We start from the raw sequence: 12884 nt of genomic DNA on the forward strand, positions 1-12884 counted from the left end.
CTTGAGGGTGCCCATCCATGGCGGTGTTCGCGCTTGGATGTGGCGGGCCCCGGCCGGGTCGAGTCCATGGCGGGACCGCTAGTTCCGGTAGTACCCGGCGATGTCGCCGACCAGCTGGACCGTCCCGCTCGAGCTGTTGGTCAGCGCCACCTTCCCGTTGGAGCCGACCTTGACCACCACCAGGTTCGGCACGGTCTGGCCCGCCACGAAGTTCACGTTCGAGGCCGTCGGCTTGCTCGTCCCATCAGGGAACACCGTGATGTACCCGGCCGCCTTCGCCTGCGTCACCGTCACGTTCATCACCACCGCAGACACCCCAGAAGCCGGCACCCCACCACGACCGGTGACCTGCACACGCGCCGTGCCACGAGCCGCCACCGGACCCGCACTGCCCACACTCGAGCGCGTGTCCAACACCCGCGAGGGAGCCAACGACACGAACGACCCCGGGGTCGTCGCGGTCCCCGACAGGTAGTAGCCGGCGACGTCGCCGACCAGCTGGACCGTCCCGCTCGAGCTGTTGGTCAGCGCCACCTTCCCGTTGGAGCCGACCTTGACCACCACCAGGTTCGGCACGGTCTGGCCCGCCACGAAGTTCACGTTCGAGGCCGTCGGCTTGCTCGTCCCATCAGGGAACACCGTGATGTACCCGGCCGCCTTCGCCTGCGTCACCGTCACGTTCATCACCACCGCAGACACCCCAGAAGCCGGCACCCCACCACGACCGGTGACCTGCACACGCGCCGTGCCACGAGCCGCCACCGGACCCGCACTGCCCACACTCGAGCGCGTGTCCAACACCCGCGAGGGAGCCAACGACACGAACGACCCCGGGGTCGTCGCGGTCCCCGACAGGTAGTAGCCGGCGACGTCGCCGACCAGCTGGACCGTCCCGCTCGAGCTGTTGGTCAGCGCCACCTTCCCGTTGGAGCCGACCTTGACCACCACCAGGTTCGGCACGGTCTGGCCCGCCACGAAGTTCACGTTCGAGGCCGTCGGCTTGCTCGTCCCATCAGGGAACACCGTGATGTACCCGGCCGCCTTCGCCTGCGTCACCGTCACGTTCATCACCACCGCAGACACCCCAGAAGCCGGCACCCCACCACGACCGGTGACCTGCACACGCGCCGTGCCACGAGCCGCCACCGGACCCGCACTGCCCACACTCGAGCGTGTGTCCAACACCCGCGAGGGAGCCAACGACACGAACGACCCGGGCGGCCCGCACGCGAAGGACCCGAAGGGCGCGCTCGTGTCCCCCTGTGCGTCACCACCATCGATGGCACCACCGAACCAGATCGTCGCGGTGCCCGCCACGATCGAGGTCCGCCCCGTGTCCTTCACCATCCGCACCTCAGCACCGGTAGCGAACCACTCAGGCTCCACGTTGCCGTACGGAGTTCTCAGCCCAAAGTAGAACTGGCCATCGTCCCCATCGATGATGTTGGTGGCCACCCCAGTGAGAACGACATGTCCATCGCTGTTACAGGACGGCGTCACGACACCCGGCCAAATGTCTCCCGCAGTCGCCGCAGACGCGCTGGGAAGCGGCACAAGCGCCGCTGCCGCAACAAACAGCGGTACCAGCGCTCGGCTGACCGCACTACCTGTCGTGCCACCGCGAAGGCGGTGGATCACCAATGCGCGCATGTGCGACTCCCCTGGCTTAGGTGCTTCCGCAGGCACCGTAGAGACGCTCCACCCCTCCCGTCTCAAGAACCCAGAAAGTTGCGACAAGTCGCAGGCCTGACTGAGAGGTTCCACATGATGATCGACCTCAGGCGATCCATGCTGATCGCGGCAGATCAGGAAGTACCGCGCCACCACGGTGATGACGCAGAAGTTCACGCAGGGCGCACGTATATCTGCGTCATCTCGGAGTTTCTGCGCCGTCGCGGTGATGGCGCGGAAGTTTGCGGCAACCAGCGACCATCGGCATGTTCGATCGTTGATGACCAAGTGAAAGTCCGCCGGCCGGACCTGTCCCTGGAGCGTCGCGGCTGCGCATTGGGAGTCACAGGAGGCCACCATGACTCAGACCAGTCAACGCCAGTACGAGTCGCTCGCGGACGCCGCCAAGCGCACGGGACTCAGCATCCGAACCCTTCGGCGTCGGATCGCCATGGGCGAGCTCACCGCCTATCGGGCCGGCCCGAGGGTCATCCGGCTCGACCCCGAGGATGTCGATCGCCTCATGGTGCGGGTGCCCAGTTTCCACTGACGTCGCCGGAGACCAGGCACACTTGGCGTCGCGTCAGGCCGTCCGTCCGTGGCCTGGCGCGAAGGAAGCCGTGTCGAATCGTGAGACGCCGATCTCGTCGCCACGGCCCACTCGGCGCCCTCCTGGGACACGAAACGACACGGCTGGCCTGCGTATATGGCACATATCTGGCACGCGGCCCCAGCTCAGCGATCGACGGCTGACGTTTCCGCAGGTCAGAGCCTTTCTTCGGACAGTTTCCGGCGTCCCTCCTAAAGAAGGTGTCGCAGGTTCGAATCCTGCCGGGGGCACCCTCACACCACCCGCCGGCGAGCCGCGGGTCCACCCGCTCACGACGTCGTCCCCGCAGGGTCGCTACGCACCGACGCGTGAGGTGCCGTCGACCATCCGCTGCAGCAGCTGCATCCCCACGCCGTCGACGGACCGAGGCGTCGCCGTGACGAGGGCGACGCCCGCACCCGCGGCGCGGTCCAGGACGACGACGCTGCTGAAGCCACCGGTTCCCCCGTTGTGCCAGGTGAGATCGACGTCCCGGCGCGTCATCGTCATCCACCCGGCACCGATGCGCAGCCGCGAGCCGCGGAGGTCGGTGACGGGGTCGAGGGCGGTGACGCCCGGCGCGGTGCCGTCGAGGAGCGCCCCGAGGAGGCGCCCGAGGTCGCCCGCGGTCGAGCGGACACCTCCGGCTGGCCCCACGGCCTCGCCGGTCCACGCCTCGCGCTCGCGTCCACGCCTCGTGCGCCCCAGCACGGCGCTCGGGCCGAGGAGCTCCGGCGACGCGGGGACGGTCGTCGAGGACATGGCCAGGGGCCCGGTCAGTCGCTCGCGCAGGAGGTCGGCGTAGCTGCGGCCGGCGGCGGCGGCCACGGCGTGGCCGAGCAGCATGAAACCCAGGTTCGAGTACCGCGGTCGGGGCCGCCCCACCGGAGTGACCCGCGCGGCGTCGACGAGCTCGTCGAGGGTCTGCCCATACGGGTTGGCACCGCGGCGGACGAGGTCCCAGGTACGCCGGACTCCGGCGCTCCCGGCGGCCAGGCGCGGGAGCCCTGAACGGTGGACGGCAAGGGCCCCGAGGGTCACGGACGCGGTCGGACCGTCACCGAGCGGAAGGAGGTCCCCGAGCGGGGTGTCGTCGGCGACCTCCCCGCGGTCACGGGCGTCGGCGAACAGCAGGCCCGTCAGGCCCTTCGACACCGACCCGATCTCGACGTCGGCGTCGACGGGCAGCCCGACCGAGGCGGTCCGTGCGCCGTGGTAAGGATGGGCGAGAGCCACGACGAACCGTGGGTGGTGGCGACCCAGGAGGCGGCTGGCCTCCGCTGCGAGAGCCGGGTCGCCGCCCGTCCGGGGGCCGTCGGTGGGGGCGTCCATGCACCCTCAACTCCTCAGGTCCCCGGCGCGTGCCCCCGCGGCCCACGCCGGTCGGTCGCTCCCTCTCGCCGGCCACGGCGGACGTGGTGGACGGGTGGCGGGTGACAGCGCTCCGCTACGACCACCCAGCGAGGACCTCCTCGAGTGCCGCTCGCTGGAGGTCCAGCGAGGGCCGCGGCTCCGGGTCCGACACGGTCACGAGCGCCTTCCAGAGGGCCCAGCCCCGGGCCCGTCGCCACGTGTCGGTGTCGGTCGCGACGGCGTCGGCGAACGCACCTCGCTCCTCCTCCCCGCGGAGGAAGGTCCAGGCGAACACGAGGTCGCAGGCCGGGTCGCCGGTCCCACAGGTGCCGAAGTCGATGACGGCCGACAGCCGGCCGTCGCGCACGAGCAGGTTGCCGACCGCGAGGTCGCCGTGGAACCACACCGGCTGCCCTGCCCAGCGGCTGGCCACCGCGTCCTGCCAGATGGCGCGACACCTGCTGACGTCGACCGCGCCGTCCAGCGTGGAGAGGGCGTCCTCGACCTCGGGCCCGTACACCGACGGGTGGCACCCGCGGTGGAAGGAGTGCAGCCCGGCGCGAGGTCCGTCGGCGGCGGGCACGGCTCGCAGCGCGCGGAGGAAGGCACCCACGTCCCGTGCCAGGGCGACCCGGTCGAGCCGGCCGTCGTCATCGGGGGAGACGCCGTCGAGCCAGCGCCGGACCGACCACGGCCAGGCGAACCCCTGCCCCGGAGCACCCGTCGCGACCGGCACCGGCACCGGCGTCTCGAGGTGCCGGCTCAGCAGCGGGAGGGCCGCGTCCTCCTTGGCGATGCCGGCGACGTAGCCCTCCCCGCTCGGCAGCCGCACCGCCAGGTCCCCGCCGAGGCGGAAGGTCCGGTTGTCGTGCCCCTGCACCGGCACCGGCCGGACGTCGAGGTCTGCCCACTGGGGGAACTGGTCCGCCACCAGGGCGCGGACGAGCGGGGCGTCGATGGGCATCGACGAGACCGTAGGGGCTCCCCGGCCCCACCGCCACCAGGTGGTGACGGGCAGCGGCGCGTCTCCGTCCTCAGGGGGAGGCGGACGGCCGCCCGACGCGCGCATCATCGGTCCCATGAGCCAGACCGTGCTGACCCCCGGAGCCGACGTGACCACCCCGCACGGACGAGGCCTGGTCGTCGACGTCCGGGCAACCCCGGCGGGGACGTTCCTCGTCGGGGTCGAGGACGCCGACGGCGAGGTCCGCTACTTCACCGAGAAGGTCGTCCGCCTCACCGCAGCCTGACCGCGGCAGGTGCTTCCCGTTCCGCGACCACAGCGGGACACTGTGCGCATGGCCGTCGTCATCAGGCTCACCGTGGCTCCCGCGACCCGGGAACAGTTCGACGCGTTGGACGACCGCGTGGGGAAGGCGATGGACGCCGCCGGCGGACCGCCCGCCCGCCTCATGTCCCACGTGGTCCATCCGGAGGGCGACGGCTTCGTCGTGTCCGACGTCTGGCGCTCGGAGGCGGAGGGCGTGGCCTACGTCGACCACACTCTGCGCGCCCTGATCACCGACGTCGGGCTGCCGGACGGGCAGATGCAGGTGGCACCCGTGTGGTCGTTCGCCCGGCCGTAGCGGTCCTCCCCGTGGCTGTCAGGTGGAGGTGCGCCGTCGGGCGGCGTCGGTGGGCACCCATCGGGGTGTCCGCCTCACGGCTGCGTGAAGTCGAGCCGCTCGCAGACCAGGACCAGCTCCTCGACGGCGACGTCCGCGCCGGTGGCCGACAACGCGGGTGAGGTCCACCGCTTCGGCTGCGCCCGGTGCAGCACCCAGGAGGACACGGGGTCTCGACTCTCGTCCAGGAGGGTGATGGTGACCTTCTGGGGCGAGATCGTCCCCTCCCGCGTGGCCTTCAACCAGGCGAAGAGGCGCGGGTCGCCGATCACCCCACGCTTCAGGGTCACGTCACCGGTCTTGTTCAGGGTGGGGATCCTGCGGACGTGGTTCTCCCGGTCGTTGCCGTTGCGGTACTCGGCGTAGACGACGTCGCTCGAGACGCCGCTCACCTCCGAGAACCCGCCGGCGACCTGGTCCTCACCACCGGTGTCGCCGAGCGTGACCAGGAAGTTGAAGCTGCCGTAGGGGTTGTCGCGGGACGCCATGCGCCTTGAAGGTACTCCTGCCGAGGGGGCGTCGATAGCCTCGTCGGCATGGACGCAGACCCGCTCGGCGCCAGCGGCTTCGAGGTCGAGCTCGGCGACGCCGAGGTCGGCTGCAGCGAGGTGACCGGCCTCGTGCTCGAGCCCGGGGCCGCCCCGACGGCCACGGTGACCCTGCGCCGCGGGGTGACCGGTGACGGCGCCCTGCTCGAGTGGGCTCGCCGTCCCGAGCCGCGGAGGGTGACCATCACCGTGCTGGACGCGCGCCGCGAGCCGGCCGCCCGGTACGTGCTCGTCGGCGCGCGGCCCGTCCGCTGGACCGGTCCGACGCTCGACGCGTTGTCGGTGGGAGTGGCCGTCGAGGAGCTCGTGCTCGGCGCCGATGAGGTGCGCCCGGGCTGACGTTCGGCCACGGGCGGGGGACGTCGCCGGCCGCCGCCCTGCGCGACGGTTGAGCGCCGTGACGGTGGCGTCCTACGCTGGGTCCGAAGAGCTGGCCCCACCCTCCCGGAGATCCTCGTGTCCGGCACCCTCATCGGCGCGTGCCCACTGCGCGCCCACGTCGACCCGCGCCTCACGCGGTTCAGCGCCGGGGCGACCGCCGTCGTCCTCGCGGTGGTCCTGCTCACCGTCGGCGCGGTTCGCCCGCTGGGCCTCGGACTGCTCGGGTCGCAGGTGGCCGTGTTCGCCTTCACCGCCTTCGTCAGCTTCCAGTGGTCGCTGTGGGCGCAGCTCTACGCCCGGTTCATCTGGCCGCGGATCGGACCCCCGACCGCGCTCGAGGACGCCCGGCCGCCGAGGTTCGCCCAGCTCCTCGGCTTCGTCGTCACCGTGCCGGCCCTCGCCTGCTTCGTCGTCGGCCTCGACGTGGCCGGGTGCGCGCTGACGGCGCTCGCCCTCGGCATGACGGCACTTCATGCCTCCACGGGGCTGTGCCTGGGCTGCACGGTGTACGCCGTCCTCCCGCGGAGGTGGCCCTGAGCAGCGGGTCGATCCTCGTCGCCGGCGAGGGCGACGACGGATGGCTCGCGGCCCCACCGGAACCCTGAGGAGGGGCGTGCCGCTATCCGTCGACCCGGGGTCGCCCGAGGGCGCTGCTTCCCGGCCCGGCTCCGGCACCGGGCCGAAGGTCCCTGTCGGGCCGCCCGGACCCGTCCCACGATGGCCTCAAGGGCCCGAAAGCGGTTCGGGCGATGTCGAAGGGACGACACCATGTCCGGCTCACCTGCATCGAAGACCACCACGTCCGACACGCTCCCTCGCGAGGTCGGCCTCCCCGTGACCGTCGGCCTCGACGGCGACGGCAACGGCTGGGCTGCTCTCGACTGGGCCCTGAGCGAGGCGGTCGCCACCCGGGTGGCGACCGACGTCATCCACGTCCACCACGTCGAGCCCGCCTGGCGAGGGTCCGCCGCCCTCGGCGTCGTCCCCGCGGCGACCGAGGACCCGGTGCTCGTCGAGGCCGCGTCGAGGGCCGCGGGGCAGCGACGCGGACCCGAGCCGTCGCTCCACAGCCTGATCGGCTCGCCGGCGCAGCACCTCGTCCGCGCGTCGCGATCGTCCTCCGTGCTCGTCGTGGGCGCCCCTCGGCACGGCGCGCTGGGCCGGGTCCTCATGGGGTCGACCGCGGTCGAGGTGGCCGCTCGCGCCCACTGCCCGGTCGTCATCGTGCGCGACGGGCTGCCTCCCGCCGACGAGCGCCGGGGCGTCGTCGTCGGCGCCGACGGCTCCGCGGGGAGTCGGGCAGCCATCACCACCGCGTTCCGGCGGGCCGCCCGCCTCCACCAGCCCGTGACCGTGGTCCACGCCTGGCACGTCGAGTGGGACAGCGCCGCCCTCCCGAGCGACGCGCCCGGCGCGGAGATCGAGCGGCTCTCGTCCCGGGCGGAGCAGGCGACCGCCGAGGTGGTCGCGAGCTGCGCCGCGGACTTCCCGGACGTCGTCGCGCACTGCCACACGGTGATGGCGGACCCGTTGCAGGCGCTCGTCGAGGCCTCCCACGGCGCGGAGCTGGTCGTCGTCGGCACCCACGGCCGCGGGGAGCTGGCCGGGCTGGTCTTCGGTTCCGTGAGCCAGGGCCTCCTCCGCCGCGCCCACGCCCCCGTGATGGTGGTGCGGTCCGCGGAGCACGCCGCCTGAGGCCTGCGCCACGACGGTCACGCCCGTCACGCCACCGGGTCACGTGACCCGGGCCCACGGCGGGACGACGATGACGTCGCACGGCAGTCCGTCGAGGACCCCTCGCGCGACGGACCCCCGGACCAGGCCGGCCAAGGTCCCCCCGCCTCGCGTCCCGACCACGAGGACGTCGTCGGGTCCGCACCGGTCGAGCAGCGCGCCCACGGGGTCCCCCCGCACGACCTCGAGCCGGCACGTCACCTCCTCGCACTCGGGAACGAGGCGGACGGCACGCCATGCGGCCTCGAGGGCCTCTCGCTCCCGGGCGGCGTCGTGGGTCACGGGCACCGCGTGCAGCACCACGAGGTCCGACCCCCGGTTCGCTGCCTGACGCGCGGCGAGCCGCAGGAGGTCGCTCTCGTCCCGTCGAGCACCGAGACCGACGTGCACCGTGGCGGAGCGGTCCGGGCCGGGGTCCGTCATCCCCCCGTAAAGCCGTGGCAGGAGCACCGGCGACCTGAAACGTCGCGCGAGAGCAGCGCTCGTCGACCCGGTGGCGAACGCGGCCTCTCCCCGGCGACCGTGGTCACCCAGGACGAGGAGACGGGTCCGGTCCACGACGGCGTCGAGCTCGGGCGCGTCCGTGGCGCCCACGACGGCGGAGTCGACGCGGAGGTCGGGGTGCGCGCCGACGAGCTGCACCGCCCGCTGCGACGTCGCATGCGCGAGGACCATGGCGTCCTCCTCCATCCGGCGCAGCTGCGCCAGGCCGCCGGCGGCCAGCTCCCCGGCGGCGACGGTGAGGAGGAGCAGCGGGCTCCCGCTCGTCGCGGCCTCCCGGGCGGCGGCCCGCACCGCCTTCTGGCTCTGCCAGGACCCGTCGGCGCCCACGACGACGAGGTCGGGGTCGTTCTGCGTGCTCATGGACACCTCACGGTTCTGGATGGTCGGCGGTACCCGACGTGACACCACTGTGGGCCCACGGACGACGGTGGACCCGGGACCTTCGGCCCGTCCTTCCCGGGCTCAGCGCAGTGCCGTCCTGACGCCCTGGTGGGTCGCCACGTAGACGGCGGCCTGGGTGCGGCGCTCCATCCCCAGCTTGGCGAGCACGGAGGTCACGTAGTTCTTCACGGTCTTCTCCGCCAGGTGCATCGCGGAGCCGATCTGGCGGTTGGTCAGCCCGGCTGCCACGTGGTCGAGGATGCGCCGCTCCTGGGGGCTCAGCTCGTTCAGCCGGCGGTCGACGGGGGTGGCGCTCCTCCAGGCCTCCCGGAGCCGGTCGGCGCGTTCGGTGTCGAGGAGGTTCTCCCCGGCGGCGACCCGCCGGATCGCGTCGACGAGCCCGTTGCCCCTGATGTCCTTGAGCAGGAAACCGGACGCGCCCGCGAGGACCGCGGTGGCGAGCGCCTGCTCGTCGTCGAACGAGGTGAGGATCAGCCCGGCGATCGACGGGTCGACGGAACGCACCTCGCGGCAGGCCTCGACGCCCGACCCGTCGGGGAGCCGGACGTCGTAGACCGCGACATCGGGTCGCAGGGCGGGGATGCGTCTCGCCGCCTCGCGAGCGGACCCGGACTCCCCGACCACGTCGAAACCGGGCGTCCCGGTCAGCAGGTCCCGAAGTCCCCTGCGCACGATCTCGTGGTCATCGAGGAGGAACACCCGCACCGGCACCACTCCCACCGCCCGTCGTCCTCGGCTCACACCTTGTCCTGATGGAGAGCCTAGGGAGGGCCACGACCCACCGGCAGGGTCGAAGGTCCCCAGATCGCCACGGTCCCGAGGGACCTTCGCCCCTGTCCGGGACGTGATGGTCGGAGGATGCTGGCCGCATGACCGACAGCACCGGCGAACCCGGCGACGTGCGCGAGATCCCGACCCACGAGTGCCTGGCGCTCCTGCGGGAGTCGCCCGTCGGCCGGCTGGCCGTCGTGGTCGAGGGACGTCCGGAGATCTTCCCGGTGAACCACGTGGTCGACCACGGCACCGTCGTCCTGCGGACGGCTTCCGGCACGAAGTTCTCGGGATCGGTGGGGCTGCCGGTGGCGTTCGAGGTCGACGGGTACGACGCCGGCACCGGGGAGGCCTGGAGCGTCGTCGTCCACGGAACGGGCCGGAGCATCCTGCGGATCGAGGAGGTCGTCGACGCCCTCCAGCTGACGATCGTCCCGTGGCAGGGCGGGCCCAAGCCCCAGATGGTGCGCATCGTGCCGGACCGGATCACCGGTCGCCGTTTCCGCGTCGCCGGAGGGTTCCGTCGTCAGGGCCCGGACCCCGCATCCTGAGGTGCGCGTGCCGGCCGGGGCCACAACGGGGGCCAAAGGTCCCTTACCGGGTCCGCGACGGGCTCCGACGATGGGCTGGTGACCACTCCACTGCTGCTCCCGTTCGCACGCGGCGACGCGTCCCAGGCCGACCTGCTCGGCGGCAAGGGCGCCAACCTGGCCGAGATGACCCGCCTGGGGCTCCCCGTGCCTCCCGGTTTCACGATCACGACCGAGGCGTGTCGCCACTTCCTCACGACCGGTGACCTCCCCCCCGAGCTGCGCGACCTGGTGTCGACGGCGGTGGCCGGGCTCGAGGCCCCGTCCGGACGGGGTTTCGGCTCGGCCAGCGACCCCCTGCTCGTGTCGGTCCGATCGGGGGGACGGTTCTCGATGCCGGGGATGATGGAGACCGTCCTCAACGTGGGGTTGACCGACCGGACGCTGCCCGGCCTGGCGAGCCGGGGTGGCTGGCACTTCGCCTGGGACTGCTACCGGCGACTGCTGCAGATGTACGGCCACACGGTGCTGGGCGTCGACGCCGGGGCCTTCGACTCGTTGCTCGCCGAGGCCCGCTCCCGCTACGGAGCCGTCGACGACGCGCACCTGCCCACCGAGGCCCTCGAGGGCCTGGTGACCCGGTTCCGGGCGGTCCTCCTCGAGGACGGGGGCGCCGAGCTGCCCCAGGACCCCCGCCGGCAGCTGGACGACGCCATCACCGCCGTGTTCCGGTCCTGGACGGGCGAGCGGGCCCGGACGTACCGGGCCCACGAGGGCATCCCCGAGACGCTGGGGACCGCCGTCAACGTCGTCGAGATGGTGTTCGGCAACACCGGTGAGCACTCGGGCAGCGGCGTGTGCTTCACCCGCGACCCCGCGACCGGAGCTCCCGGCGCCTACGGCGACTACCTGCCCGACGCGCAGGGGGAGGACGTGGTCAACGGCAGCCGGACCACGCTGCCCCTCAGCGAGCTCGGCACCCACGAGCCCGCCCTGCACGGTCAGCTCCTCGGGCACCTCGCCACGCTCGAACAGCACTACCGGGACCTGTGTGACGTCGAGTTCACCGTCGAGAACGGCCGGCTCTTCCTGCTCCAGACCAGGGTCGGCAAGCGCAGTCCGGAAGCCGCGTTCCGCATCGCCGTCGACATGGTGGACGAGGGCCTCATCACGGCGGACGAAGCCCTGTGTCGCGTCGACGGTCACCAGCTCGAGGCCCTGCTCCACCCGCGGTTCGAGCACGCGGAGTCCGGGGTGGTGCTCGCGCGCGGTCTGCCGGCCAGCCCGGGCGCCGCGGTGGGGGTGGCCGTGTTCGACCCGGCGAGGGCCGTCGCGGCTCGGGCCGGCGGGACGGCCCCGGTCCTGGTCAGGGTCGAGACCTCTCCCGACGACCTCGCGGGGATCATCGCCGCCGAAGCGGTCGTGACGGCCCGCGGCGGGCTGACCTCCCACGCGGCGGTCGTCGCCCGCGGCCTGGGCCGGACGTGCGTGACGTCCGTGGGCGGGCTGGTCGTCGACCCGGCCGCGCGTCGCGCCGTCACCGCCGACGGCGTCGTCATCACCGAGGGTGACGTGCTCTCCGTCGACGGGACGAGCGGCGTCATCTACCTCGGGGCCCTCGAGGCCTCCCCCAGCCCGGTCGCGCTCGCGCTGGACTCGACGGCCCGAGACCACGACGACGCGCTCGTCCACGCCGTCGCGACGATCCTCGAGCACGCCGACGCGCGGAGGACGCTCGGCGTCCGCGCCAACGCGGAGACGGCGGCCGACGCCCTCCTCGCCCGACGGCTCGGCGCCGAGGGGATCGGGTTGTGCCGCACCGAGCACATGCTCCTCGGCCCCCGACGAGAGCTCGTGGAGCGCGTCGTCGTCGACGACCGCCGCGAGGACGCCCTGGCGGAGATCGAGGAGCTCGCGACCCGCGAGTTCGAGGCGATCCTGGCCACCATGGACGGGCTGCCCGTGGTGGTGCGACTGCTCGACCCGCCGCTGCACGAGTTCCTTCCCGACCTCGTCGAGCTCGCGACGGACGCCGGGCGCCGGGAGGCGCGACACGTGGTGGACGAGGCCCAGGACGCCCGCCTGGCCACCGTGAGGAGGTGGCACGAGACGAACCCGATGCTCGGGCTGCGCGGGGTCCGGCTCCTCACCGTCCTCCCGGAGCTCGTCGTCGCGCAGGTGCGCGCTCTCGCCGTGGCGACCACCGCGCTCCGGGACCGAGGGCTCGACCCGCGCCCCGAGATCATGGTGCCGCTGGTCGCCATCGAGAGCGAGCTCGCCGTCGCGAGGTCGCACATCACGCGGGCCCTGCGGGACACCGCCGTCGCGCCGGTTCCGCCGGTGGGGACGATGATCGAGCTGCCCAGGGCCGCCCTGACGGCCGACGCGCTCGCGGGGCACGCCGAGTTCTTCTCCTTCGGCACCAACGACCTGACCCAGACCACGTGGGGGATCTCCCGCGACGACGCCGAGGCCGGCTTCCTCGCCACCTACCGCCGCGAGGGCCTCCTCACCCTCGACCCCTTCGTCACGCTCGACCGGGTCGGGGTGGGCGAGCTCATCAGGACGGCGGTACGGCTCGGACGGGGCGCCAGGCCCGCCCTCGGGCTGGGTGCCTGCGGGGAGCACGCGGGCGACCCCGCGTCGATCCACTTCTTCGCGGAGGTGGGCCTCGACTACGTCTCCTGCTCCCCGCCCCGGGTGCCCATCGCCCGCCTGGAGGCCGGTCGGGCCGCCGTACGCCGGCACCCCACCACCGACACCAGATGATCCGAGC

Annotated in this window: 14 protein-coding genes and 1 tRNA gene; 9 read left to right on the top strand and 6 right to left on the bottom strand. The window is 72.8% G+C overall.

Annotation, left to right across the window (positions count from 1 at the left end; translation table 11 throughout):
* Positions 1 to 78: 78 nt before the first annotated feature.
* Positions 79 to 1455, bottom strand: a complete 1377-nt coding sequence (locus ACFWN3_RS06850) for a hypothetical protein (RefSeq protein WP_377644658.1) — start codon at positions 1453 to 1455, stop codon at positions 79 to 81.
* 574 nt (positions 1456 to 2029) lie between these two features.
* On the opposite strand from ACFWN3_RS06850, the gene ACFWN3_RS06855 reads away from it, so the two are divergent.
* Positions 2030 to 2221 (top strand): excisionase family DNA-binding protein, encoded by a 192-nt coding sequence (locus ACFWN3_RS06855; RefSeq protein ID WP_377644660.1) that lies wholly within the window; start codon positions 2030 to 2032, stop codon positions 2219 to 2221.
* A gap of 177 nt (positions 2222 to 2398) precedes the next feature.
* Positions 2399 to 2511 (top strand) — tRNA-OTHER (locus ACFWN3_RS06860).
* Positions 2512 to 2575: 64 nt separating this feature from the next.
* Here ACFWN3_RS06860 and ACFWN3_RS06865 read toward each other — a convergent pair.
* Complete coding sequence (locus tag ACFWN3_RS06865) at positions 2576 to 3592, bottom strand: serine hydrolase domain-containing protein (protein WP_377644662.1); 1017 nt, start codon at positions 3590 to 3592, stop codon at positions 2576 to 2578.
* Positions 3593 to 3707: 115 nt separating this feature from the next.
* Positions 3708 to 4577: an aminoglycoside phosphotransferase family protein gene (locus ACFWN3_RS06870; protein WP_377644664.1), complete on the bottom strand. Its 870-nt coding sequence runs from the start codon at positions 4575 to 4577 to the stop codon at positions 3708 to 3710.
* Between the two features lie 115 nt (positions 4578 to 4692).
* Here ACFWN3_RS06870 and ACFWN3_RS06875 point away from each other — a divergent pair, with 115 nt between their 5' ends.
* Together ACFWN3_RS06875 and ACFWN3_RS06880 are read left to right on the top strand one after the other, a co-directional pair.
* Positions 4693 to 4863: a hypothetical protein gene (locus ACFWN3_RS06875; RefSeq protein WP_377644666.1), complete on the top strand. Its 171-nt coding sequence runs from the start codon at positions 4693 to 4695 to the stop codon at positions 4861 to 4863.
* Positions 4864 to 4911: 48 nt separating this feature from the next.
* Entirely contained in the window at positions 4912 to 5199 is a 288-nt protein-coding gene (locus ACFWN3_RS06880) for a hypothetical protein (RefSeq protein WP_377644668.1), read from the top strand.
* 74 nt (positions 5200 to 5273) lie between these two features.
* Here the strand turns inward: ACFWN3_RS06880 and ACFWN3_RS06885 are convergent, their stop codons facing one another.
* Positions 5274 to 5726 (bottom strand): phage tail protein, encoded by a 453-nt coding sequence (locus tag ACFWN3_RS06885; protein ID WP_377644670.1) that lies wholly within the window; start codon positions 5724 to 5726, stop codon positions 5274 to 5276.
* A 48-nt stretch (positions 5727 to 5774) separates the two neighbouring features.
* On the opposite strand from ACFWN3_RS06885, the gene ACFWN3_RS06890 reads away from it, so the two are divergent.
* The 3 genes from ACFWN3_RS06890 (at position 5775) to ACFWN3_RS06900 (ending at position 7862) form a co-directional block, all read left to right on the top strand.
* A complete protein-coding gene (locus ACFWN3_RS06890) occupies positions 5775 to 6125 on the top strand; it encodes a phage tail protein (protein ID WP_377644672.1) in 351 nt (116 codons plus the stop codon).
* 117 nt (positions 6126 to 6242) lie between these two features.
* Entirely contained in the window at positions 6243 to 6704 is a 462-nt protein-coding gene (locus tag ACFWN3_RS06895; RefSeq protein ID WP_377644674.1) for a DUF4395 domain-containing protein, read from the top strand.
* Positions 6705 to 6935: 231 nt separating this feature from the next.
* Positions 6936 to 7862, top strand: a complete 927-nt coding sequence (locus ACFWN3_RS06900) for a universal stress protein (RefSeq protein ID WP_377644675.1) — start codon at positions 6936 to 6938, stop codon at positions 7860 to 7862.
* 39 nt (positions 7863 to 7901) lie between these two features.
* On the opposite strand, the gene ACFWN3_RS06905 is transcribed toward ACFWN3_RS06900, so the two are convergent.
* Both ACFWN3_RS06905 and ACFWN3_RS06910 read right to left on the bottom strand, forming a co-directional pair.
* On the bottom strand, positions 7902 to 8765 hold the full coding sequence (locus ACFWN3_RS06905) for a universal stress protein (protein ID WP_377644677.1): 864 nt from the start codon (positions 8763 to 8765) through the stop codon (positions 7902 to 7904).
* A gap of 102 nt (positions 8766 to 8867) precedes the next feature.
* Entirely contained in the window at positions 8868 to 9518 is a 651-nt protein-coding gene (locus tag ACFWN3_RS06910; protein ID WP_377645549.1) for a response regulator, read from the bottom strand.
* Between the two features lie 158 nt (positions 9519 to 9676).
* Between ACFWN3_RS06910 and ACFWN3_RS06915 the strand changes: the two genes are divergently transcribed.
* Together ACFWN3_RS06915 and ppdK are read left to right on the top strand one after the other, a co-directional pair.
* Positions 9677 to 10129, top strand: a complete 453-nt coding sequence (locus tag ACFWN3_RS06915; RefSeq protein WP_377644679.1) for a pyridoxamine 5'-phosphate oxidase family protein — start codon at positions 9677 to 9679, stop codon at positions 10127 to 10129.
* Positions 10130 to 10207: 78 nt separating this feature from the next.
* A complete protein-coding gene (ppdK, locus tag ACFWN3_RS06920; RefSeq protein ID WP_377644680.1) occupies positions 10208 to 12877 on the top strand; it encodes a pyruvate, phosphate dikinase in 2670 nt (889 codons plus the stop codon).
* The last annotated feature ends 7 nt before the right edge of the window (positions 12878 to 12884 follow it).

Source organism: Oryzobacter terrae (assembly GCF_042756445.1).
Classification (GTDB): domain Bacteria; phylum Actinomycetota; class Actinomycetes; order Actinomycetales; family Dermatophilaceae; genus Oryzobacter; species Oryzobacter terrae.